The sequence below is a fragment of the Arthrobacter sp. NA-172 genome (assembly GCF_043952055.1).
Taxonomy (GTDB): Bacteria; Actinomycetota; Actinomycetes; order Actinomycetales; family Micrococcaceae; genus Arthrobacter.
The window spans coordinates 1272850-1295030 of the sequence record NZ_JBINOT010000003.1; the positions used below are offsets into that span (position 1 = coordinate 1272850).

Sequence of the window (22181 nt, forward strand, 5' to 3'; positions counted from 1 at the left end):
CCCTCATGTCCGCAACACGGGCCGGATCGCGCGATCCGAAGCCGCCCGTCATCGCCGTCGTCGGTCCAACCGGGTCCGGCAAGTCCGATCTCGGCGTCGCCGTCGCCCTTGCGCTGGACGGTGAGGTCATCAACGCAGATGCCATGCAGTTCTACCGCGGAATGGACATCGGCACAGCCAAGATCAGCGCCGCGGAGCGCAGGGGAGTACCCCACCACCTGCTGGACACCATGGACGTCACCCAGGAAGCCAGCGTCTCCGATTTCCAAGCCGAATGCCGCTTGGCTATCGGCGAGATCCATGCACGCGGCAAGCGTGCGATCCTGGTGGGCGGCTCCGGACTGTACGTTCGGGCAGCGTTGGATGTCCTGGAGTTCCCTGGCACGGATCCAGGCGTGAGGCAACGGCTGGAACAAGAACACGAATCGGACGGTCTTCCAAGCCTCCAGGAACGCCTGGAACGCGTCGATCCCGTCTCGGCCGGCAGGCTCGGTGACGCCCGTCGCATTATCCGCGCGCTGGAAGTCTTCGAGCTCACCGGACGGCCTTTCAGCTCGTTCATGCCCAAACGCGAGTACTTCCAGCCTGCAGTCCAGATAGGGCTCGACGTCGATCGCGAGATACTGCGCGATCGCCTCGCGATGCGGGTTCACGGAATGGTCGACGCCGGACTCCTTGCTGAGGTTACGCGGTTGGACGCCGCTGGACTCCGGCAGGGCAAGACGGCCTCGCGCGCGCTCGGCTATGCCCAGTTCCTCAAGGTTCTCGACGGCGAATCCGACACGGCTACCGCCGCCGAGGAAACCATCGTGGCCACCCGGCAATTCGCCCGCCGCCAACTCACGTGGTTCCGGGCCGACCCCCGGATCCATTGGATTGACTGGCAGGACCCGGACTTGGTGGCGAAGGCACTGGAAATCTGTGGAAGTCCGGCGTCGGTGATTTAGGCGCAACACGCAGTACAGGTAGCCTTGACCCATGGATGAAACCCTTGCAGTTCCCGCCCCGCAGCCCGCGGCTGCCGGCGGTACCGTACCCGCTTCCGGCCTCCACGGGCTGGCCTTCTCCAAGGGCCACGGTACGGGTAATGATTTCGTCCTGATCGCGGATCCAGAGGACGCCCACCAGATCTCTCCTGAGCAGGTCGCAACGCTTTGCGATCGCCATTTGGGAATTGGTGGGGATGGCCTCATCCGCGCTGTCCCCTCACGTTTCCTCCCGGAGGGCCTCCAGCTCCTCGACGCGGATGCCGACGCCGAGTGGTTCATGGACTACCGGAACGGCGACGGCTCGTTGTCCGAAATGTGCGGCAACGGCGTCCGTGTCTTCGTCCATTTCCTCATCGAACAAGGTCTGGTCACGCTCAATGCCGGCGAATCCCTGACCATCGGGACGCGCGGTGGCATCAAGAAGATTGTCCGGACCGCTGACGGCTATGCGGTGGACATGGGGCCCTGGGAGTTCATTTTCCCCGAGGATGCCACCAGCAAGGCCATGGACTCGCTGGTCAGCGCCGACGGACTCGACGTTGCCCGGCCCGCCCTTTCGGTCAGCATGGGCAACCCGCACACGGTTGTGGCATTGGCGGAACTTTCAGAGCTCAAGTCCACGCAGCTCTTCAAGGCGCCGGTCGTCGATCCCAAGCCGGCCAACGGCACCAACGTCGAATTCGTGGTTCCCGCTGAGCCTCTCGTTCACGAAGGCGTAGGCAACATCACCATGCGTGTCCACGAACGCGGCGTCGGTGAGACGCAATCGTGCGGCACCGGGGCCTGTGCGGCCGCCGTCGCCATCCGTCACTGGGCCGGGGAAGGCGCTCCCGACACATGGCGTGTGAGGGTGCCGGGCGGCGTCGTCGGCGTGCGGTTCTTCCCTGGAGAAAGCGGCCGTGAACACGTGGAGCTCAGCGGCCCCGCCGTCATTGTCGCTAGCGGGACGCTTTCCTGATCCGCAGCACGCGGAAGGACTTCGACGTACTTTCCCGGGAGACCGAGAAAGAATCGTCGAGGGTCTCAGCCAGCCAACGCTGAAGCGTGTCCGAGCCGAGATTCTTCTGCACCACAAGCCATGCGTTCCCACCAGGAGCAAGCCGGGGGATCCACTTGAGCAGCAGGTTGTGGAGTTCATCCTTGCCGATGCGGATGGGCGGGTTGGACCAGATAGTGTCAAACGTCAAACCGGGATCGACGTCGTCGGGCAGGCTCGCGGTGACGTTACCCAGCTCCAGCATGGCCGCGTTCTCGTTGGTCAGGGTGACACAACGTTCGTTGACGTCAACGGCGTAGACGCGGGCGTGCGGTGCCATGAGCCCCATCGTCAAGGCAATGGGACCCCAGCCACAGCCGATGTCCAGCAAGTTTCCCTGCGGGGCCGGCGGCGGAACGTCGGAAAGCAGGATCGACGTTCCTTTGTCGACGCCGTCCGGGCTGAAGATGCCGGAAGAGGTCTGGAGCCGGCGGGTCGCGCCGCCCAGTTCCACCGTGAGGGGCTTGCGCGTGAACGGCCCCGCGGGCTGTGCGCTGAAATAGTGAGCAGACTCCATAGCTTGCCAGATTAGTGGCCAGAAGCGGGCAAGGGAAACCGTAGCCTGCGCTGCAGAAGTTTAACAGCCAGGCATCAGCCCTGCGCGAATTCCGCGCCACAAAACCCCGATCGGCACTATTCTGGATATGCCGAACCCTTAAAGGAGACCATGACCACGCAGAAGAACACCGGACCCGATTCCGACGCCCAGGACATGAGTCCTGAACAAATCCAGGCTGTCATCGACCGGATTCTCTCCAAGGATGCACCTGCCATGGAGCAGGAACGCGACGAATCGAGGGGCGTGTTTGGCAAAGCCCAGGCGATTTCCCGCTTGGACGAAGAACACAGCATTTACGACGGCGAGCAGGAAGGACCTGGCCGATCGCAGGGCTCTCCGCCGCACGGCCGGGCTGTCCACGGAACTTGAAGACGTCACCGAGGTTGAATACCGGCAGCTGCGCCTTGAGCGCGTGGTCCTGGCGGGTCTCTGGACCGAAGGGACCTTGGCTGACGCCGAGAACTCCTTGAGGGAACTCGCGGCTCTGGCCGAGACGGCTGGCTCTGAGGTCCTGGACGGCCTCGTCCAGCGCCGCGTGAAGCCGGACCCTGGGACCTTCCTCGGCTCGGGAAAGGCCCTGGAGCTCAAGGACATCGTCTTGTCCACCGGCGCTGACACCGTGGTGATCGACGCCGAGCTGGCACCATCCCAGCGCCGTGGCCTCGAGGACATCGTCAAGGTCAAGGTGGTGGACCGTACTACTTTGATCCTCGATATCTTCGCGCAGCACGCGAAGAGCCGAGAAGGCAAGGCCCAGGTTGAGCTGGCCCAGCTGGAATACCTCTTGCCGCGCCTGCGTGGCTGGGGCGATTCCATGTCCCGTCAGGCCGGTGGCCAGGTGGGCGGCGCTGGCGCCGGCATGGGTTCGCGCGGTCCCGGTGAAACCAAGATCGAACTGGACCGCCGTCGAATCCGGACCCGGATGGCTAAACTGCGGCGTGAAATCGCTGCGATGAAGCCAGCCCGCGAGACCAAGCGGGCCAACCGCCGTCGCAATGCGGTTCCTTCGGTCGCCATCGCCGGCTACACCAACGCTGGAAAGTCGTCCCTGCTCAACCGCCTGACGGACGCAGGGGTTCTCGTGGAGAACGCCTTGTTCGCCACGTTGGATCCCACCGTCCGCAAGGCCCAGACTCCGGACGGGATTGGCTACACGCTCTCGGACACCGTGGGCTTCGTCCGTTCCCTGCCCACGCAGCTCGTGGAGGCCTTCCGCTCCACTCTGGAGGAGGTTGCCGATGCAGATTTGATCCTCCATGTTGTGGACGCCTCGCATCCTGACCCCGAAGGCCAGATCGCGGCCGTCCGCACCGTGTTCAGTGAGGTGGATGCCCGGAAGATTCCGGAAATCATCGTCCTGAACAAAGCAGATGCCGCGGACCCGTTTGTCATCGAGCGGCTTAAGCAGAAAGAACCCCGCCATGTGGTGGTTTCCACCCGCACGGGTCAGGGTATTGCCGAGCTGCTCGGAGCCATCAGCACCGCAATTCCGCGTCCTGGCGTGCGTCTTGAGGTCCTGATTCCTTACAGCCGCGGCGAACTCATCAACAAACTGCACAACACCGACGCCGAAATCCTGAGCCTTGAGCATGAGGAGGAAGGCACTCGCGTGGTGGCCATGGTCCATGAGCACCTCGCAGCCGAGCTGGAGTCGTTCGTCAACAATGGCTGAAGCTGAGGTGGGGGAACGCGGCGAAACCGCTGAGGAACGGGCTGCCCTCGAACTCCTGGACAGGGCCGTTGCCGGCATGGGCGGGCAAAACCGCGCAGGCCAGCACCAAATGGCAAAACACGTGGCACGGGCCATTGAGACCGGTGAGCACCTTCTGGTCCAGGCGGGAACGGGCACGGGCAAGTCCCTGGCGTACTTGATTCCGCTCATCGCGCACGCGATGAAAAGCAACAAGCCGACGCTCGTGTCCACGGCTACCTTGGCGCTGCAGACCCAGATTGTGGGCCGCGATCTTCCTCGCCTCCTGGAAGCGATCACCCCGGAACTGGAACGCCCGGTGAGCGTCGCTTTGGTGAAGGGCCGGGCCAACTATGTGTGCCGCCACAAGGTGGAGGGCGGTTTTCCCAGCGAGGAGCCTGCCGAGGGGCAGCTGTTCTCCCTCGGCGAGGACACGAGTGTGCCGCATCTCGCCATATCAATCGGAGGGCCGGCCTCTCAGCTCGGCAAAGAAGTGTTGAGGCTGCGGGAGTGGGCCGGGAAGACCGCGACGGGTGACCGCGACGAACTCATGCCGGGCGTCACGGATCGGGCCTGGCGCCAGGTATCCGTCACGTCGATGGAGTGCCTCGGGGCGCAGAAGTGTCCCATGGCGGAGGAATGCTTCAGCGAATTGGCCCGCCACCGCGCCGCGGAGTCCGACGTCGTTGTCACCAACCATGCGATGCTCGCCGTCAGCGCCTTCGAGGGCCTGGCCGTGCTGCCCGAATACGACGTCGTGGTGGTGGACGAAGCGCACGAGCTTCAGGATCGCGTCACGGGCGCGGTTTCCGGCCAACTGTCCGTAGCGATGATCCACGCCGCAGCCTCCAGCGCCCGCAAGCACACCGCGATTACCGTCGACGCTCTGAATGCTGCGGCGGACGGACTCGACCTTGCGATTGCCGGCGCGCCGTCCGGTCTCTTGCCCAATGGGCTCAATGACGAACAACTTGATTGCGTGGACCAGCTCCGGGAAGCCTGCCGCGCAGCGCTTTCGGATTCAAAGGGGGATTCGTCCAACGCGGTCGACGGCGGACGCCAGCTTGCGCGCTCACGGTTGATGTTGATTTTGGAACTGTGCGAACGGCTGATTTCCGCCCGCGAAAACCGGGAAGTCATATGGTTTTCCCGGAACAGTACCTTTGATCCGCAGCAGGGCTACACAGCGCCTGACGAGGATTCGCCTGCGCTCATCAATATCGCGCCGCTCAGCGTTGCCGGTCGCCTCCGGGAGGGGCTCTTCGCGGGCCATACCGTGGTGTTGACATCTGCCACCTTGGCTATTGGCTCTGCATTCGAGGCCACAGCCGGAGGACTGGGCCTGACTGGCCAAGGCGCACCCAGCTGGACGGGCGTGGATGTCGGCTCGCCCTTCGACTACCCCAAGCAGGGAATGCTGTACGTCGCCAGGCACTTGCCCAAGCCCGGGCGCGGCACTTCTCCCGAAGCACTCGACGAACTTGAAGAGCTCATCAAGGCCTCCCATGGCGGAGCCCTCTGCCTCTTTTCCTCCCGACGCGCAGCCGAAGAAGCCGCTGAAGCCATGCGGTCCCGCCTGGACGTCGACATTCTGTGCCAAGGTGAATCAACCATGGCGGCGTTGGTCCGGCAGTTCGCCGAGGAGGAAGACACCTGCCTGTTCGGCACCATGTCCCTTTGGCAGGGCGTCGACGTTCCGGGCGGTTCCTGCCGGCTCGTGGTGATCGACCGGATTCCGTTCCCGCGTCCCGATGATCCTCTGATGAACGCGCGGTCCCGGGCAGTGGCGCAGGCAGGAGGCAACGGGTTCATGGCTGTTTCCGCGACGCACGCTGCCATCCGGCTTGCCCAGGGTGCAGGCCGCCTGATCCGCTCAACGGGAGACAAAGGCGTGGTGGCAGTTCTGGATTCGAGGCTTTCGACGGAGCGCTACGGCAACTTCCTTCGCGCGGCCTTGCCGCCCTTCTGGGCAACGACTGACCGTTCGGTGGTCCGCGGGGCACTGGAGCGGCTGTACTCCGACTCGGCCACGGCTTAACGCGGAGTCCTCCTAAAGCTGGCTGCGCCTAAGCGTGCCGCGCCTAGAGCGAGCGCAGAACCGAAACGACCTTACCCATGATCGTGGCGTGGTCGCCAAGAATGGGTTCGTACTGGGTGTTCTGGGGAAGCAGCCACGTGTGGCCATCTCGCTGCCGGAAGGTTTTCACCGTGGCTTCGTCATCCAGGAGGGCAGCGACGATGTCCCCGTTGATGGCATCGTTTTGCCGACGTACCACCACCCAGTCCCCGTCGCAGATGGCGGCGTCGATCATGGAGTCACCGGCTACCTTCAGCATGAAGAGCTCCCCGTGGCCTACCAGCTGGCGGGGCAGGGGCAGGACGTCCTCAACCGTCTGGTCCGCCAAGATGGGTCCACCGGCAGCAATGCGGCCAACAAGGGGAACCATGGCTGTGTCGCTGGCGCTGGCGAGCTCGGTGACGGCAAGGCCCCCGGTGCTGCGAAGCTTCGTGGGTGCTTCAACGCCGGGAATCGGGGAGCCGCCATCCAGCGTCAACGGCATGAGCACCTCCATTGCACGCGGGCGCTTGGGATCGCGACGGAGGTAACCGAGCTTTTCGAGCTGGGACAACTGGTGCGTGACGCTGGACAAGCTGGCCAAGCCAACGGTATCTCCGATTTCCCGCATCGACGGCGGATATCCGTGATCGTTTACGGAGCGCTGGATCGTCTCCAGGATCTTCTTCTGGCGGACGGTAAGGCTCTTGGGAGCCTTCTGCGGCTGCTGGCTCCGCGGTGACGCCGACCCGTTGCCAGTGGCTTTCGCTGCCATGTTCGCCAACGCCCTTCCGTTCCGCCCGATCCGCGCCGGGGGCGCTTGCCGGGACTACTGGCCTGAAATGTCAGACCCTCCTGTTGCACTGATTTAGTGCTCGTTTCTTCACTCAAACGTAGGGCAGGCGCAGGCGTTTATCAAACATTTGTTCTAGCGAGTCTCGACACCGTTCGTTGATAAGTGCTAAAAATGTCTTAGCAAGATTCGAATATGTGTTCTAAATAAGTGTTGCAGGCCGGGGTGTTCCTTCGAATTGTTCGAAGACACTGACGAACGGCAGGCCTGCCGGCACTGACTGAAAGCAAGAATTGGCAGCCGCACTCCAGAGGTTCCGGAACGTGGCATTTGTTCAGAAGGGCTCAGCTCATGTCCGCAATCACCACCATCCACGCACCCGGCCGCAAGGCGTCACCGGCCAGGGCTTCGGTTGACCCTTAGGGGCCGAATGGTCTTCTTCGGGGTTCCTGCAATCCTCTTGGTCGCAGCACTGCTCAGCGTGGCGGGGTTCCTGAACTCGCCCGCCAAAGCCGCTGATTCAGCGGCAGAGCTGCAGCCCACCTCCACTACCAGCGTTACGGTGCAATCGGGCCAGTCGCTGTGGGGGATCGCCGGAACCGCCGCGCCTTCCCGGGATCCGCGTGACGTCGTGGCCGAGATTGTCCAGCTGAACAACCTCCAAGACGGTCGCATCGTACCCGGCCAGCAGCTGTTCGTTCCGGCCCCGTAGCAGCAATCTTGAGGGCTTGACCGTAGCCGTGAGCGAATCAGCCGGGCGTCCCGCGCCGTCACAGTTTCGGGGCATCCGCCGCGGCACCTTAAACTGGCATGGTGAGTGACCAGTTTGAGCGACTTGACCGACTTCCCCTCCGGACCAACCTCCGCGGCCTCAGCCCGTATGGCGCGCCGCAGCTTGATGTGCCGATTTTGCTCAACGTCAATGAAAACACCCATGGTGTACCGGCTGATGTCCAGGCGGCCATCACCGAGGCCGTGGCGGCTGCTGCCACCGGACTGAACCGCTACCCTGACCGCGAGTTCACCGAGTTGCGCGAGGCCCTCGCTGAGTACCTCGGCCACGGTCTTGCTGCCGAGAACATCTGGGCAGCCAACGGCTCCAACGAGGTACTCCAACAGATCCTCCAGGTCTTCGGTGGCCCCGGCAGGACCGCGCTCGGGTTCCCTCCCACGTACTCCATGTACCCCTTGTTGGCCAGCGGAACAGACACGGCCTACATCGCCGGAGTCCGCGCGGAAGACTATGGACTCGATGCCGCCTCCGCCGCTGCGCAGGTTCGCGATCTCCAGCCGAATGTGGTGTTCCTGTGCTCGCCGAACAACCCCACAGGAACGGGACTTGGCCTGGACGTGGTCGAAGCGGTCTACGAGGCCGGAGAAGCAAGCCAGACGGTGGTGATCGTGGACGAGGCCTATCACGAGTTTGCCCACGACAACACTCCAAGTGCGTTGACGCTGCTTCCTGGCCGTGAGCGCCTCATCGTCTCCCGGACCATGAGTAAAGCCTTCGCCCTCGCCGGTGCACGCATCGGCTACATGGCAGCGGCCCCCGAAGTGGCCGATGCCATCCGCCTGGGTCCGTCTTCCGTACCACCTTTCGGCCATCACCCAGGCGACCGCGCTTGCCGCACTCCGGCACCGTGAGGCCCTCATGGCCGACGTCGAGGACATCAAAGTCCAACGGGACCGCATTGTCAGTGAATTGGCCCGTATGGGCTTCAAGCCGGCGGCGTCGGATTCCAACTACGTGTTCTTCGGTGGAATCACGAATCCCCACGAGCTCTGGCAAGGCCTGCTGGAGCGGGGAGTCCTGATTCGCGACGTCGGGATCCCGGGCCACCTCAGAGTCACGGCCGGCACCGAACCGGAGACCACAGCCTTCCTTGAGGCCCTCGAAGCCTTGCTGGACGGCCAGGTCTCCGCACCGGCCTAGACTTGATCCAGACCCACCACTCCTTCCTCCTAAGGACATCTCAATGAGCGAAAACGGCGCCGGCACGGCGGCCGCACGGACTGCACGCATGGAACGGACCACCAGCGAGTCCTCTGTCCTGGTTGAAATCAACCTCGACGGCACGGGCGTCTCGGATATCAGCACGTCGGTGCCGTTCTATGACCACATGCTGACGGCGCTCTGCAAGCACTCGCTCATCGACATGACAGTCAAGGCCACCGGAGACACGCACATTGACGCCCACCACACGGTGGAAGACGTCGCCATCACGTTCGGTGAGGTCCTGCGTACGGCCCTGGGCAACAAGGCCGGCATACGCCGCTTCGGCGAGGCCACCGTCCCGCTGGATGAAGCCCTGGCCCATGCCGTCGTCGATGTTTCCGGGCGTCCGTACCTGGTCCACAGCGGTGAGCCCGCCGGCCAGGAGTACCACCTGATCGGTGGACACTTCACCGGTTCGCTGACCCGCCACGTCTTTGAGGCCATCACCCTGCACGCCGGGATTTGCCTCCACATGAACGTCCTGGCCGGCCGGGACCCGCACCACATCGTGGAGGCCCAGTTCAAGGCCTTCGCGCGTGCCCTGCGTTCCGCCGTCGAGTCCGATCCCCGCGTCGAGGGCATTCCGTCCACGAAGGGTGCTCTGTGAGTACCCATATCCTCAAGGACGGCGCCATCGTCGACCCGAAGGCTGCCAGCCGGATTGTCTCCCCTGAAGGGAAGCCGACGGTAACCGTCCTGGACTACGGCTCGGGCAATGTCCGGTCTGCCGTTCGGGCGCTGGAACGGGCCGGAGCGGATGTCACGCTGAGCGCCAAGCCTGAGGACGTCCTGAACGCCGATGGCCTTCTTGTCCCCGGCGTTGGCGCGTTCGAAACGGTCATGCGCGAGCTCAAAGCCGTGGACGCCATCCGGATGATCGGCCGGCGCGTTGCCGGCGGCCGGCCCGTTCCTGGGTATCTGCGTTGGCCTGCAGGTGTTGTTCGAGGCAGGCGTGGAGCACGGAACCGAGGCCGAAGGCATGGGCGAATGGCCCGGGAAGGTGGAACTCCTTCCCGCCAGCGTCGTCCCGCACATGGGCTGGAACACCGTGGACGTTCCGGAAGGATCAAAGCTGTTCGCCGGCGTAGAGCACGAACGCTTCTACTTTGTGCACTCGTACGGAGTGCAGAAGTGGGAGTTCGATGTGGTCCAACCCCGCATGGCGCCGCCGAAGGTGACGTGGTCCGAGCACGGTGCCCCCTTCATCGCCGCCGTGGAAAACGGTCCGCTGTGCGCCACGCAATTCCATCCCGAGAAATCGGGCGACGCCGGAGCCCGCCTCCTGCGCAACTGGGTCGAGAGCCTGCGTCCGCAGTCTCAGGCCCCCGAGTCTGGAGCTGCTTAAAATGTGGTCCGTAATTTTCATGGGCGCGGCCGGTCTTTTGGTGGGTGGGGGCATCTCCTTCCACCAGCAGAAACGTCCCGCCTGGGTCTCCATCTCGTTCTACGTACTCGCTGGCCTTGCACTGCTGGCGGCCTACCTCTTCACGTTGCCTGCCAAATAGCGCCTGCGTAATAACTTGCCGGGCAACTCACGCCCGTCCCCACAACACCGAGGACTTCAATGACCACCCCCTCCGAACTACCCGTTCTGGAACTCCTGCCCGCCGTCGACATCGTGGACGGTCAGGCCGTCCGTCTCCTTCAGGGTGAAGCCGGCTCGGAGACCAGTTACGGCACCCCGCTTGAAGCTGCCCTCAACTGGCAGAACGCCGGAGCCGAGTGGGTGCACATGGTGGACCTGGACGCTGCTTTCGGCCGCGGCAACAACGCGGACCTCATCAGTGAGGTCGTTTCGCAGCTGGGCGTCAAGGTGGAGCTCTCCGGCGGATTGCGCGATGACGAGTCGCTCGAGCGTGCGCTCGAGCTCGGCGTTGCCCGTGTAAACCTCGGCACTGCAGCCCTCGAGAACCCGGAATGGACCCGCCGGGCCATCGACCGCTTCGGTGACAAGATCGCCGTCGGACTCGACGTCCGCGGCACGACGCTCGCGGGACGCGGCTGGACCAAGGAGGGCGGGGATCTCTGGGAGGTCCTGGCCCGTCTTGAGGACGCTGGCTGTGCCCGCTATGTGGTCACTGACGTCACGAAGGACGGAACGCTGCAGGGCCCCAATGTCGAATTGCTGCGCCAGATGGTGGAAAAAACCGGCAAGCCGGTGGTCGCGTCCGGTGGCATCTCCAGCTTGGAAGACCTGCGTGTGCTGCGCGAACTCGTGCCGCTCGGCGTTGAGGGAGCGATTGTCGGCAAGGCGCTGTACGCCGGTGCCTTCACGCTCCCGGAAGCGCTGGACGTCGCCGGACGCCGCTGATGTCCCACGATCCACAGTTCCCGGCCGCTGACAAGGCTCCGGCTCCGGGGGCCCGGCAGTTGCCCGGCCACATCGCCGCAGCCTTGGCCGGTGCCGGGGGAACCGGCGATTCTGCCGGTCAGACCTGGGCGGCCCGGGACTTGAGCGGAGACGCGGCCAAGATCCATAATTTCGAGGACGACGACGGAACGGCCGACGCCGGGTACCTCGCCGCCGTCGATGCGCTCGTGGCTGGCACCGGAAGCGAAGCGGGGGTCGTTGCGTCTTTGGCGACCGCCAGGGTCTTCGTCCCGGTGGTGGCCCAGCTCGCAGAGGAAGCCGAAGGCGCGGACGGCCTTCATGCCGACAAACAGGCCGACATGGCACTCGTGACGCTGACGGCGCCCGATGGCCGTACCGCGATGCCGCTCTTCACCTCCGCGGCCGCGCTGGAAGCTTGGCACCCGGAGGCCCGTCCGGTCGCCGTCTACGCAGCCCGGGCCGCGTTGTCTGCGGTTTCCGAGGGCGCCCAACTCCTGGTCCTGGATCCCGGTTCGGAGGTCACCTTCGTGGTGCGTCGTCCAGCCATGTGGTCGTTGGCACAACAGCGGGACTGGACGCCGTCGTACCTTGATGGTGAACTGGAGTCTGCTCTCAAATCCCTAGCGGGAACATACCCGGTGGTACGCCGTCTCGAGATCCAGCCGGGATCGGGGATGGCTTCGCACACCGCCGCCGGCTCGATGATGGCCGGCGGGGGACCGGGACCCGAATTGCGCGTGGTGCTGTACCTCGAAGACGGCCTGGACGCCGCAGGGGTCCAGGATCTCGTGACCGCGCTGAACGGACATTGGGCGCAGAACGAATTGTTCGCCGAGCGGGTTGACTCCATCGAAGTCAGCCTGCAGCGGGCGGCACAGTAGCCGAAGGCACAGGGGGAACGTCCTTGTCCTGCCGTCGGCAGAACAGAGGATGTAAGCTCGTGAATTTCGCTCTCTACCGAGAGATGCTGTCCATCACGTCCGTGCGGCGTCTCTTGCTCGTGGGCATGGTTGCCCGTATACCGCACTCGGCGGCCGGCGTTTTGCTCACCTTGCACATCGTGCTGACCTTGGGCAAGGGGTATGCTGCGGCAGGCGCTGCCGCAGCTGTATTCACCATTGGTATCGCCGTGGGGGCTCCGTGGCGGGGACGTCGCGTGGACACCGTCGGGCTGCGCCGGGCGCTCATTCCTTCGGTGGTGTCAGAGCTGGTTATTTGGTCCGTGGTTCCGCACGTCAGTTACGAATGGATCCTGCCGCTTGTTTTCGTCGGGGGACTGCTGACCCTGCCGATCTTCAGCGTCATCCGCCAGTCCCTCGGTGTCCTTGTCGATGGTGATCAGCGTCGGTCCGCCTATGCACTGGACTCGATTGCCACCGAACTGGTCTTCATGATCGGCCCCGCGGTGGGTGCAATCGTCGCCACGAGTGGATTCACGGTCCTGGGTCTGACCATCGTGGGCGTTTGCACCTCGGTCGCCGGACTTGTCCTCCTATGGTTCAACCCGCCTACCCGCAGCGATGATGTCCTGGATGCGAGGCGAACCGCTGATCGGGACGCCGACGAGCTCCATGCAGCCGAAGCAGCGGTGGTGGCGTCGGCTCCCGCGCATCTCCAGGAAGCAGCGTCGGAGATGGCACCCCCTGCTTCACATCTATTAGGGCTGCGGGGGAAAGTAGCCAGGAACTTCACGTGGTTCACTGCCGCGGTGGCCGCGGTATTCGCCGTCGCCGCCGGATCGGGCATGGTGTTGAGCGGCACCGACGTCGGAATCGTCGCAGTGTTGCAGCGTGGCGGGCACCAGAGCGAGATCGGAATTGTCTTCTTCTTCTGGTGCGCCTCTTCAGTGGTCGGCGGACTCATCTACGGAGCCATGCACAGGCCCGTCTCGCCTATCCTGTTCCTGCTCGGCATGGCAGCCCTGACCATTCCCATGGGCTTTGCCGGTGACACGTGGACTCTTGCCCTGGCTGTCCTTGCTGCCAGGCTTGCTCTGTGCGCCAGTGCTGTCAGCAGCGTCCGAAAAGGTGGCCGACATCGTGGATGAGGATCGGCGCGGAGAAGCAATGGGCTGGTACGGTTCCGCTCTGACCGCGGGGGTGGCCTTTGGTTCGCCTGTGGCCGGTGTTTTCATCGACGGCGTGGGGCCATGGGCTGGATTCGTGGCCATTGGAACGGCGGGAGTGGTGTTGTGCCTGGCAGGACTGGTACTTCAGCTCCGTCGGCGCCGGATCGGGACCATTGCGCAGGCCGATGCGGGGGATCCGGTCAACTGAGTTTGCGCCTCAGCTGACGGCGTACGACGACGGCGGGCCGGCCGGAAGGCCAGCCCGCCGTCGCGGTCTAATAAGCAGGTCCGGGTCAGTTGGCCGGGCCGCTCAGTTAACCGGGCCGATCAGTTGACCGGGCCGGTGAACTTTTCACCCGGGCCCTTGCCCGGCTCATCCGGGATCAGCGAAGCTTCGCGGAAGGCGAGCTGGAGGGACCGCAGGCCATCGCGCAACGGGCCGGCGTGCTGCGAACCGATTTCCGGCGCCGCGGCCGTCACCAGTCCGGCCAGGGCGGTGATCAGTTTGCGTGCTTCGTCCAGGTCCTTGAGCTCCTCGGCGTCGGGATCGTCGGCCAGGCCCACCTTGACCGCAGCCGCGCTCATGAGGTGAACAGCGCCAGTGGTGATGACCTCAATAGCCGGAACCTCCGAAATATCGCGGATCTGCTGGCCTAGCCCGGCGTCAGTGTCCGTGGGCTCGTGGGCGGGGGAATTGCTGTCTGAAGTGCTCATGCTGGTAAGCTTGTCACAGACCGACTGGAAGTCGCCATTTCTATCGATTCATGCTGTTCTTCGGCCACCTACCGTTAATGTGCGGTTGGCGGCCGATTTCTGTAGAATTGATTTTCAGTTTGCAAGCGGAGTTCTCTCCCACCCGCGTCAGCCGTTTCCCTTCGGGGATGTAAGTTGCCGGGTACTTGGTCGGACACCTTTCAAGGTCAGCCTTGGATGGTGCGAACGCCTCCATTGAGGGGCTGCATCCGATCATTCGAGGCCTTCGATTGCGCCAGCAATTGGGGGCCTTCTCTATTTGCCGGTGGAATACTCATCACAACAACAGGAGCTTTGACATTAGCGAGCCAAGAATCAATGAGCGTATCCGCGTCCCCGAGGTGCGTTTGGTCGGCCCTGCCGGCGAACAGGTAGGAATCGTCCGTATTGAGGACGCCCTGCGTCTTGCTGCCGAGGCTGATCTGGATCTCGTTGAAGTTGCACCGCAGGCGAAGCCTCCGGTGTGCAAGCTGATGGACTTCGGCAAGTACAAGTACGAAGCCGCTGTCAAAGCCCGTGAGGCCCGCAAGAACCAGACCAACACGGTTCTGAAGGAAATCCGCTTCCGCCTGAAGATCGACACGCACGACTACGAGACCAAGCGCGGCCACGCGCTTCGCTTCCTGGGTGCCGGTGACAAGGTGAAGGCCATGATCCAGTTCCGCGGACGTGAGCAGCAGCGCCCCGAAATGGGCATCCGCCTGTTGCAGCGTTTCGCCGAGGACGTTGCCGAAGTTGGCGTGATCGAGTCCAGCCCGCGCATCGATGGCCGCAACATGGTCATGGTGATCGGCCCGCTGAAGAACAAGGCTGAGGCCAAGGCCGAAGCCCGCCGTGCGGCGCAGCGTGCAGAAGCAAAGGCCCAGAACGAAGCGAAGGCCGCAGGCCGGATCGACGTTTCGGGCGAGGACGCTCCCTTGACTCAGTCCCTCGCGGACCTGCTCCCGGCCGGCTTCCTGAGCCAGACCGAGGACACTCAGGCCGAGGAGACCTCGACGGAATCCGTTGAGGTAGCCGAAGCTGAAGAGGCACGTGTTGAAGAATCGCGTGTTGAAGAAGCACCGGTTGCTGAGGAAGCAGTTGCTGTTGAAGAGGCACCGGTTGCTGAGGAAACAGTCGCTGTTGAAGAAGCTCCGGTTGCTGAGGAAGCTCCCGTAGTTGAAGCAGCACCTGTCGTTGAAGCAGCACCCGTAGTTGAAGCAGCACCCGTAGTTGAGGCGGCTCCGGTTGCCGCACCCGCTCCGGCGCCCGTCAAGGCTCCGGCGCAGGCAGCTCCGAAGCCTGTTGTGCCGGCCGCCCCCAAGCCCGGTGTTGTACCAATGCCGAAGCCGATGGCCAAGCCTGCGGTTCCCAAGCCTGCGGCTCGGCCGGCAGCCCCCAAGGCTGCTCCGAAGCCGGCGGCTCGCAAGACCAAATAGTCACGCCGCAGGAGGCATCCTCCGCCCGGCACGAAAGCAGCGGTCACCCCCACCGGGTGGCTGTACGAAAGAACTGCAGACCAGTCTGTAGACACGTAAGGAGATCGGTTCCCATGCCGAAGATGAAGACCCACAGTGGTGCTAAGAAGCGCTTCAAGCTGACCGGTACCGGCAAGCTGAAGCGCCAGCAGGCCAACCGCCGCCACTACCTGGAGCACAAGTCCTCCACCCTGACCCGTCGCCTTGCCGGCGACAAGCTCGTCTTCAAGGGCGATGCCAAGGTCATCAAGAAGATGCTCGGCGTCTAAGTTCCAAGTTTTCTGGTTGCTGCCGTCCGGTAGCCGCCGACTACACCAAAGCCTTCTCAGGCCGGCCGGGATTCCGGCAGTAGCAGCTTGGGATAAGAATGTTGAAGGAGTACGCACGTGGCACGTGTGAAGCGGGCGGTAAACGCCCACAAGAAGCGTCGGGTTATCCTCGAACGGGCCAAGGGTTACCGCGGTCAGCGGTCTCGCCTGTACCGCAAGGCAAAAGAGCAGCTGCTGCACTCGTTTGTGTACAGCTACGGCGATCGCCGCAAGAAGAAGGGTGACTTCCGTCGCCTCTGGATCCAGCGCATCAACGCTGCATCCCGCGCGAACGGCCTTACTTACAACCGCCTCATCCAGGGCCTGAAGGCCGCTGAGGTCGAGGTTGACCGCCGCATGCTTGCAGAGCTGGCCGTCTCTGACGCCAACGCTTTCGCCGCGCTGGTCAAGGTTGCCAAGGACTCGCTGCCGTCCGACACCTCCGCTCCGGCTGCCAAGGCCGAGGCTGCTCCGGCCGCGAAGTCGACCTCCGCCGTCAAGGCTTCTGTTTCCGAGGAAGAGCCTGCTGCAAAGGCACCCAAGGCCAAGGCTGCAAAGAAGCCGGCCGCTGACGCAGCCGAGTAGCACTCGAACCCCCAGTTCATGGGACGGTGGCAATAGCCACTAAAGTTCTGTATATGAACGAAACCGGGCGCCCGCAAGAACCTCCGATGTCCAACCCCCGAGCTGATCGGGTCAGGGATGTCGCAAGGCTTGCCGGGCGCCCGGCCCGTTTAAAGCGAGGCCGGTTTCTGGCGGAAGGGCCCCAAGCGGTCCGGGAAGCACTGGTCTTGCACCGGGAACGGGCGACGGCGGGGGAGTCCGGCGTCGTGCACGAGGTCTACGCAAGCGAAAGCTGCCTGGACTCGTCTCCCGGAGCTTGCCGACCTCGCAGACGGCGTGGTGCTGAGGCTGGCGAATGACGATGTCCTGGCTGCGATGGCGGACACCGTCAATCCCCAAGGGATTGTGGCAGTCTGCAGTTTCGTGGACGTGAGCCTTGAATCAGTGCTCGACGCCGGGCCGCGGCTGATCGCCGTCATGTGCCAGGTGCGGGACCCCGGCAACGCCGGAACGGTGCTCCGGGCCGCCGATGCGGCCGGGGCGGATGCCGTGGTCCTGACCGCTTCCAGCGTCGATATCTACAATCCGAAGGCTGTCCGTTCCACTGCGGGATCGCTCTTCCACCTGCCTGTTGTCCTGGGCGCGGACGTTGAGGAGCTCGTGGCCCGGTGCAAAGAACGCGGCATCGGAATCCTGGCAGCGGATGGCTACGGAACCCTCAACCTGGACAAGCTTCAGGATGAGAACGCGGCCCGTCGCTTGGGAGCCTCGGAAGTCCCCTCTGACTACGCACTTGAGGCCCCCACGGCTTGGTTGTTCGGCAATGAAGCGCAGGGACTTTCGGACGCCGAGCTGGCACTTGCGGACCATCGGGTAGCAGTGCCCGTCTATGGTTCGGCCGAAAGCTTGAACCTCGGCACAGCCGCAACTGTCTGCCTTTACGCCAGCGCACGCTCGCAACAACGTTCCTGAATTCACTCACATCCCTCTATCTGAAGAAGAAGTGGAGCTTCCGTGGCAGCACATAACGGTACCAAGGCAATCGTGGCGGCACTCGCCGCAAACCTGACGATTGCCGTGCTCAAATTCGTGGCGTTCGTCCTGACCATGTCGTCATCAATGTTGGCTGAGGCGATCCACTCGGTTGCCGACTCCGGCAACCAGATGCTCCTGCTGCTCGGCGGGAAGCGGGCGCAACGGGCGGCAAGCCCGGAGCACCCGTTCGGATATGGCCGGGAACGGTACATTTACGCTTTCATCGTTTCGATTGTGCTGTTCAGCGTGGGCGGCCTTTTCGCCCTGTACGAATCCTGGGGGAAGTTCCAGCACCCCCATGCCATTGAGGGTGACTTCTGGTGGGTACCGCTGGCGGTGCTACTCGGCGCCATCGTGGCCGAGTCGTTTTCGTTCCGGACAGCCATCCGCGAGTCCAATCCTCTTCGCGGAAACCAGAGCTGGATCAAGTTCATCCGCAACGCAAAACAGCCCGAGTTGCCGGTGATCCTCCTGGAAGACTTTGGTGCCCTCCTTGGACTCGTTTTCGCGTTGTTCGGCGTGAGCCTGACGCTCGTCACCGGCAACGGCATCTGGGACGCCGCGGGAACAGGGATGATCGGCCTCCTCCTTGTGACGATTGCTGTGGTGCTCGCCGTGGAGACCAAGTCGTTGTTGCTGGGAGAATCGGCCACCAAGGAGGACAACGCGCGCATTACGGAAGCCATCGAGTCCAACGGCACCCGCATCATTCACCTGAAGACCCTGCATCTGGGCCCGGAAGAGCTGCTGGTCGCAGCGAAGATCAGCGTGGGTGCGGCGGATACCGGACAGGAAATTGCGAAGGCGATCGACGACGCCGAACTCAGGATCCGCACTGCTGTGCCTATCGCCCGGGTCATCTACCTTGAACCGGACGTGGAGCGCGTGCAAGTGTGAGCAGAAGGCGTTTTTGGAGCCGCTGGCTGCCAGCCCGCTGATGGGTTAGGCAGCCAGCGGCTTCTTGCGTTCCAGCCAGCCGCTGATGCTCGCGACGCCGAGCCCCAAGACTGCCAGCACGGCGCCAACGAGGGCCGGGGCCACGTAACCCCATCCCCAGGCGATGACAACACCGCCGAGGAACGCCCCGAGGGCGTTTGCGACGTTGAGCGCGGAATGGTTGAGCGAAGAAGCCAGCGACGGCGCGTCCGGTGACGCATCGAGGAGCCGCGTCTGTAGGGGCGGAACCAGCATGGAGCCGATGCCGCCCACGATGAAGACCATGATGAGTGCCGACCATACCCAGTGGGCCGCGATGGCGTAGAGCACCAGGGCCAACGCGATGGCCGGGAGGACTCGGTAGATGGTTCCCATGACCGATTTGTCGGCAATGCGGCCACCGACAATGTTGCCTGCCACCATGCCGAGTCCGTAGAGGGCGACCACCAGGGGGATGAACGACTGGGGCAGCCCGGCCACGGATGTCATGGTGTGGGAGATGTAGGTGTAGGTAGCAAAGAAGCCGCCGAAACCGATGATGCCGATCAGCAGTGCCAACCACACCTGGATACGCTTGAGTGCACCAAGCTCGCGCCGGATGCTTGCCTCGGGGTGGGCGGGTTCAAAGGGAACGAACTTCCACAGCAGCACACTGGTAGCCACCCCGATGACACCGACCACCACGAAGAGCAGCCGCCATCCGAAGGTCTGGCCGAGCCAGGTAGCCGCGGGAACGCCGATGACGTTTGAGATGGTAAGGCCGCCCATGACCATCGAAATTGCCCAACCACGCTTGGTGGGCGCTACCAAGCTCGCCGCGATGACTGCGGCGATGCCGAAGAAGGCGCCATGGGGCAGTCCGGAGGCAAACCTGGTGATCAACATCGTTCCGTAATCCGGTGCGACGTAGGACGTGAGGTTGGCGATGGACAGGAACAGCATGAGTCCCAAGGCCAGGTGCTTGCGGGGGAGCCGCGCGCCAAGAGCCGCGAAGACTGGAGCTCCCACCACGACGCCCAGCGCATAGGCGGAAATCAGGTTACCCGCCTCGGGAGTGCTGATGTTGAGTCCCTGTTCGATCTCCTTGAGCAGGCCCATCATGGTGAATTCCGTGGTCCCGATGGCAAATCCGCCCATGGCAAGGGCAACGATGGCAAGGGCCACGTGGCGGTTTCCGGACTTTTGGGAGGTCTTGCCGACTGCAGTGGTAGTCATCGTCCTGTTTCTTGGGTGTGAGCGGCGGCCACTCGAAAGGGAATAAATCCGATTTTCAAGTCTAGTGCGAGACGCCGGCCGATGTCCGCGTATGTGACGACTTCCATATCCGGTCCGCAGCGCAGGCACCCCTAGACTGTTGCAGTGACTGGACTCATAAGTGTGGCGGGCGCCGCCGTCGTCGATTCCCTCGAAAATCCGAGCCGTCTGCTCATCGCGAGACGCAGCGCTCCGCCGCAGTTCGCCGGAATGTGGGAGTTCCCTGGTGGCAAGCTGGAGGCCGGGGAGTCCTTTGAGGACGCACTGCACCGGGAACTGCTTGAGGAACTCGGGATCACGGTCCGGCTCGGGGCCGAGGTGGAGGCGGACGCCGAAGGCGGGTGGCCTTTGAACGAACGGGCTGTCATGAGGGTGTGGTTCGCCGAATTGCTCCAAGGCGAACCCCTTCCGCTCCAGGACCATGACGAACTCCGCTGGGTCTCACTCAGCGACGGCGATGAGGCTTTAGCCTTGCCGTGGATTCCCGCTGACCTGCCGATTGTTCGATCCCTGCTCGAACGGGTGGATTCCGGCGTGTTGTCTGGAAAAGGGCTGCGCGGCTAGAAAAGAGTGGGCTGGCCGGCAGGTGGAAGCGAAGCGGACTCCTTGTCTGTAACAGCGTTCCTGTGGCTGAATCCGTAGCTTCCGGAAAAGCCATGGCGGGCTTTGAAATAGTTGATGCGGCCGCTCAGCCAGGTTCTGTATTCCTTTGAGGCATAAGAGCCATGGCCGTAGAGACGCCGGTACTTGCCGACGAGGCCCGGATAATTGGCGGCCAGCCATTGCATGAACCATTCGCGGGTGCCCGGCTTCAGGTACAAGGCCCCGGCGCTGACGCCTGTGGCACCAGCCGCGGCCAAGGCGCTGAAGAGTGACTCCAGGGCGTCGTCGCTATCCGTGAGCCACGGCAGGATGGGCATGGCCATGACACCGCAAGGCAGGCCGGCTTCGCGCAGCCGGCGGATGAGTTTGAGCCTGGCGCGGGGTGCTGGGGTTCCCGGTTCAACCGCCGAGGCGAGGGTTTCATCGGTCATGGCAAGCGAGATACCCAGATCCACCTGTACTTGGCTGGATGCGTGCTTGAGTAGCGGTATGTCTCGGCCCAGGAGGGTTCCCTTGGTCAGGATGGAAAACGGTGTACCGGAATCGGCCAAGGCCCGGATGATCCCCGGCATCAGTTGGTAACGGCCCTCGGCCCTTTGGTACGGATCAGTGTTGGTGCCCAGCGCCACATGATGGTGGGCCCACGACGGCTTCGATAATTCTTTGCGCAGGACCTCGGCAGCGTTGATCTTCACTATCACTTGGGAATCGAAATCACGGCCGGCGTCGAACTCCAGATAGGTGTGGCTCTTCCGCGCGAAGCAGTACACGCAGGCGTGGCTGCAGCCCCGGTAGGGGTTGACGGTCCATTCGAACGGCATCTGGGAACCGGACGCCACCTTGTTGAGCACCGATTTGGCGGTGACCTCATGAAAGGTGACTCCGGAGAATTCGGGGGTTGAGACGGAACGCACAAGCCCGGCCAGCGGCAGCAAGGCGTCCGGAGCTGGGGCGGCTCCGGACGGAATGCTGATGCTGTTGTCTCCGGGTGCCGGACCACGTTGTGGTGAAAGTGCTTGTGCGTCCCATCTCATGACCTCCATTCGAATATATGTTCGAACACTTGTCAAGACCCAGTGCGCTTGCCCATCAAATACGCCCGGGTGGTCTGCTGAGCTGCGCGCATCAGGGGCCGTGGTGCTCAAGCCTGCGTTGGCTCGTTAGAACCTCGCGGCGGAGCGGCGTTCTAGCAGGATCGTGTCGCGCCTTTGTCCGGTGGCGGGTCCGTGGTTCATCCGGGCGATGCGTTCGCGGCGGCCGATGATCCGAAAGCCGTTGGTTCGGTGGAGTCGAAGGCTACTTTGGTTTTCGGGGAAGATGCTGGACCGGATGGTCCAGATCACAGGTTGCCCAGAAGTCCGGCAGCTTGTTCGAGGGCGCCCGGAACCATGGAGTAGTAGGCCCAGGTGCCACGCTTTTCGCGGTGGAGCAGGCCCGCGTCGACCAGGATCTTCAGGTGGTGGGACACGGTGGGCTGGCCGAGGTCCAAGGGTTCGGTCAGGTCGCAGACGCAGGACTCCCCGGAGGCCGAGGACTTGACAAGGGAGAGCAGTCGCAGCCTGTTGGGATCCGAGAGTGCCTTGAAGAGCAGGGCCCGCTGCTGCGCTTCCTCGGCGCTGAGAGGAGGGGGTGCCTCGGGTGCGCAGCAGCCGTCATCAGCCACGGGAGCTGGTTCAAGGGTCTGCGGAGAGGTCATGACTCCATTATGCATCCGCATCGACGGTCATCAATGTTTTGGGGCTTTGGGGGGAG

The 22181-nt window shown here is 63.5% G+C and carries 19 protein-coding genes and 5 pseudogenes; 18 read left to right on the plus strand and 6 right to left on the minus strand.

Going from position 1 to position 22181, the window contains the following annotated elements; translation table 11 throughout:
* Positions 1-5: 5 nt before the first annotated feature.
* Together miaA and dapF are read left to right on the plus strand one after the other, a co-directional pair.
* Positions 6-947 carry a tRNA (adenosine(37)-N6)-dimethylallyltransferase MiaA gene (miaA, locus tag ACF0H6_RS20125; protein WP_395251196.1) on the plus strand — a complete coding sequence of 314 codons (942 nt, stop codon included), beginning with the start codon at positions 6-8 and terminating at the stop codon, positions 945-947.
* Positions 948-978: 31 nt separating this feature from the next.
* Complete coding sequence (gene dapF / locus ACF0H6_RS20130; RefSeq protein ID WP_395251197.1) at positions 979-1947, plus strand: diaminopimelate epimerase; 969 nt, start codon at positions 979-981, stop codon at positions 1945-1947.
* Here the strand turns inward: dapF and ACF0H6_RS20135 are convergent.
* Positions 1928-2542, minus strand: a complete 615-nt coding sequence (locus tag ACF0H6_RS20135; protein WP_395251198.1) for a class I SAM-dependent methyltransferase — start codon at positions 2540-2542, stop codon at positions 1928-1930. The two genes, dapF and ACF0H6_RS20135, sit on opposite strands and share 20 nt — an antisense overlap.
* Positions 2543-2692: 150 nt before the next feature.
* Here ACF0H6_RS20135 and hflX point away from each other — a divergent pair.
* Positions 2693-4256: pseudogene (gene hflX, locus ACF0H6_RS20140) on the plus strand (GTPase HflX).
* Complete coding sequence (locus ACF0H6_RS20145) at positions 4249-6312, plus strand: ATP-dependent DNA helicase (RefSeq protein ID WP_395251199.1); 2064 nt, start codon at positions 4249-4251, stop codon at positions 6310-6312. Before hflX ends, ACF0H6_RS20145 begins: the two are co-directional and overlap by 8 nt.
* Before the next feature lie 43 nt (positions 6313-6355).
* On the opposite strand, the gene lexA is transcribed toward ACF0H6_RS20145, so the two are convergent.
* Positions 6356-7105, minus strand: a complete 750-nt coding sequence (gene lexA, locus ACF0H6_RS20150) for a transcriptional repressor LexA (RefSeq protein WP_395251200.1) — start codon at positions 7103-7105, stop codon at positions 6356-6358.
* A 448-nt stretch (positions 7106-7553) separates the two neighbouring features.
* Here lexA and ACF0H6_RS20155 point away from each other — a divergent pair, with 448 nt between their 5' ends.
* From ACF0H6_RS20155 to ACF0H6_RS20190, 8 genes and pseudogenes are all read left to right on the plus strand, one after another.
* Positions 7554-7835, plus strand: a complete 282-nt coding sequence (locus ACF0H6_RS20155; RefSeq protein ID WP_395251201.1) for a LysM peptidoglycan-binding domain-containing protein — start codon at positions 7554-7556, stop codon at positions 7833-7835.
* Positions 7836-7936: 101 nt separating this feature from the next.
* A pseudogene (locus tag ACF0H6_RS20160) lies at positions 7937-9056 on the plus strand (histidinol-phosphate transaminase).
* A 43-nt stretch (positions 9057-9099) separates the two neighbouring features.
* Positions 9100-9726: an imidazoleglycerol-phosphate dehydratase HisB gene (gene hisB / locus ACF0H6_RS20165; RefSeq protein WP_395251202.1), complete on the plus strand. Its 627-nt coding sequence runs from the start codon at positions 9100-9102 to the stop codon at positions 9724-9726.
* Positions 9723-10464 (plus strand): annotated as a pseudogene (gene hisH, locus ACF0H6_RS20170) (imidazole glycerol phosphate synthase subunit HisH). The gene hisB and the pseudogene hisH overlap by 4 nt, the downstream one beginning before the upstream one ends.
* Position 10465: 1 nt before the next feature.
* A complete protein-coding gene (locus ACF0H6_RS20175) occupies positions 10466-10624 on the plus strand; it encodes a hypothetical protein (protein ID WP_172465499.1) in 159 nt (52 codons plus the stop codon).
* A gap of 59 nt (positions 10625-10683) precedes the next feature.
* Complete coding sequence (gene priA, locus ACF0H6_RS20180; protein ID WP_395251203.1) at positions 10684-11430, plus strand: bifunctional 1-(5-phosphoribosyl)-5-((5-phosphoribosylamino)methylideneamino)imidazole-4-carboxamide isomerase/phosphoribosylanthranilate isomerase PriA; 747 nt, start codon at positions 10684-10686, stop codon at positions 11428-11430.
* Positions 11430-12332, plus strand: a complete 903-nt coding sequence (locus tag ACF0H6_RS20185; protein ID WP_395251204.1) for an SseB family protein — start codon at positions 11430-11432, stop codon at positions 12330-12332. The genes priA and ACF0H6_RS20185 overlap by 1 nt, the downstream gene beginning before the upstream one ends.
* A gap of 59 nt (positions 12333-12391) precedes the next feature.
* Positions 12392-13727: pseudogene (locus tag ACF0H6_RS20190) on the plus strand (MFS transporter).
* Positions 13728-13846: 119 nt separating this feature from the next.
* Here ACF0H6_RS20190 and ACF0H6_RS20195 read toward each other — a convergent pair.
* Positions 13847-14233 carry a DUF1844 domain-containing protein gene (locus ACF0H6_RS20195; protein ID WP_395251205.1) on the minus strand — a complete coding sequence of 129 codons (387 nt, stop codon included), beginning with the start codon at positions 14231-14233 and terminating at the stop codon, positions 13847-13849.
* Positions 14234-14613: 380 nt separating this feature from the next.
* Between ACF0H6_RS20195 and infC the strand changes: the two genes are divergently transcribed.
* From infC to ACF0H6_RS20220, 5 genes and pseudogenes are all read left to right on the plus strand, one after another.
* A complete protein-coding gene (infC, locus tag ACF0H6_RS20200; protein WP_395251206.1) occupies positions 14614-15690 on the plus strand; it encodes a translation initiation factor IF-3 in 1077 nt (358 codons plus the stop codon).
* A gap of 113 nt (positions 15691-15803) precedes the next feature.
* Positions 15804-15998 (plus strand): 50S ribosomal protein L35, encoded by a 195-nt coding sequence (gene rpmI / locus ACF0H6_RS20205; RefSeq protein WP_395251207.1) that lies wholly within the window; start codon positions 15804-15806, stop codon positions 15996-15998.
* Between the two features lie 117 nt (positions 15999-16115).
* On the plus strand, positions 16116-16622 hold the full coding sequence (gene rplT / locus ACF0H6_RS20210) for a 50S ribosomal protein L20 (RefSeq protein ID WP_395251208.1): 507 nt from the start codon (positions 16116-16118) through the stop codon (positions 16620-16622).
* A 53-nt stretch (positions 16623-16675) separates the two neighbouring features.
* Positions 16676-17573 (plus strand): annotated as a pseudogene (locus ACF0H6_RS20215) (TrmH family RNA methyltransferase).
* A gap of 42 nt (positions 17574-17615) precedes the next feature.
* Positions 17616-18533, plus strand: coding sequence for a cation diffusion facilitator family transporter (locus ACF0H6_RS20220; RefSeq protein WP_395251209.1), 918 nt, complete (start codon positions 17616-17618; stop codon positions 18531-18533).
* A gap of 45 nt (positions 18534-18578) precedes the next feature.
* On the opposite strand, the gene ACF0H6_RS20225 is transcribed toward ACF0H6_RS20220, so the two are convergent.
* Entirely contained in the window at positions 18579-19787 is a 1209-nt protein-coding gene (locus ACF0H6_RS20225) for an MFS transporter (protein WP_395251210.1), read from the minus strand.
* Between the two features lie 144 nt (positions 19788-19931).
* Here ACF0H6_RS20225 and ACF0H6_RS20230 point away from each other — a divergent pair, with 144 nt between their 5' ends.
* Complete coding sequence (locus ACF0H6_RS20230) at positions 19932-20390, plus strand: (deoxy)nucleoside triphosphate pyrophosphohydrolase (protein ID WP_395251211.1); 459 nt, start codon at positions 19932-19934, stop codon at positions 20388-20390.
* On the opposite strand, the gene ACF0H6_RS20235 is transcribed toward ACF0H6_RS20230, so the two are convergent.
* Positions 20387-21463, minus strand: coding sequence for an Rv2578c family radical SAM protein (locus tag ACF0H6_RS20235; RefSeq protein ID WP_395251212.1), 1077 nt, complete (start codon positions 21461-21463; stop codon positions 20387-20389). The genes ACF0H6_RS20230 and ACF0H6_RS20235 overlap by 4 nt on opposite strands.
* 305 nt (positions 21464-21768) lie before the next feature.
* Complete coding sequence (locus ACF0H6_RS20240) at positions 21769-22125, minus strand: ArsR/SmtB family transcription factor (protein ID WP_395251213.1); 357 nt, start codon at positions 22123-22125, stop codon at positions 21769-21771.
* Positions 22126-22181 lie beyond the last annotated feature (56 nt).

What these genes read in the sequence shown, in the direction of transcription:
- miaA (WP_395251196.1), top strand. Translation starts at nt 6, where the DNA reads ATGTCCGCAACACGGGCCGGATCGCGCGATCCGAAGCCGCCCGTCATC.
- dapF (WP_395251197.1), top strand. Translation starts at nt 979, where the DNA reads ATGGATGAAACCCTTGCAGTTCCCGCCCCGCAGCCCGCGGCTGCCGGC.
- ACF0H6_RS20135 (WP_395251198.1), bottom strand. Translation starts at nt 2,542, where the DNA reads ATGGAGTCTGCTCACTATTTCAGCGCACAGCCCGCGGGGCCGTTCACG.
- ACF0H6_RS20145 (WP_395251199.1), top strand. Translation starts at nt 4,249, where the DNA reads ATGGCTGAAGCTGAGGTGGGGGAACGCGGCGAAACCGCTGAGGAACGG.
- lexA (WP_395251200.1), bottom strand. Translation starts at nt 7,105, where the DNA reads ATGGCAGCGAAAGCCACTGGCAACGGGTCGGCGTCACCGCGGAGCCAG.
- ACF0H6_RS20155 (WP_395251201.1), top strand. Translation starts at nt 7,554, where the DNA reads ATGGTCTTCTTCGGGGTTCCTGCAATCCTCTTGGTCGCAGCACTGCTC.
- hisB (WP_395251202.1), top strand. Translation starts at nt 9,100, where the DNA reads ATGAGCGAAAACGGCGCCGGCACGGCGGCCGCACGGACTGCACGCATG.
- ACF0H6_RS20175 (WP_172465499.1), top strand. Translation starts at nt 10,466, where the DNA reads ATGTGGTCCGTAATTTTCATGGGCGCGGCCGGTCTTTTGGTGGGTGGG.
- priA (WP_395251203.1), top strand. Translation starts at nt 10,684, where the DNA reads ATGACCACCCCCTCCGAACTACCCGTTCTGGAACTCCTGCCCGCCGTC.
- ACF0H6_RS20185 (WP_395251204.1), top strand. Translation starts at nt 11,430, where the DNA reads ATGTCCCACGATCCACAGTTCCCGGCCGCTGACAAGGCTCCGGCTCCG.
- ACF0H6_RS20195 (WP_395251205.1), bottom strand. Translation starts at nt 14,233, where the DNA reads ATGAGCACTTCAGACAGCAATTCCCCCGCCCACGAGCCCACGGACACT.
- rpmI (WP_395251207.1), top strand. Translation starts at nt 15,804, where the DNA reads ATGCCGAAGATGAAGACCCACAGTGGTGCTAAGAAGCGCTTCAAGCTG.
- ACF0H6_RS20225 (WP_395251210.1), bottom strand. Translation starts at nt 19,787, where the DNA reads ATGACTACCACTGCAGTCGGCAAGACCTCCCAAAAGTCCGGAAACCGC.
- ACF0H6_RS20235 (WP_395251212.1), bottom strand. Translation starts at nt 21,463, where the DNA reads ATGAGATGGGACGCACAAGCACTTTCACCACAACGTGGTCCGGCACCC.
- ACF0H6_RS20240 (WP_395251213.1), bottom strand. Translation starts at nt 22,125, where the DNA reads ATGACCTCTCCGCAGACCCTTGAACCAGCTCCCGTGGCTGATGACGGC.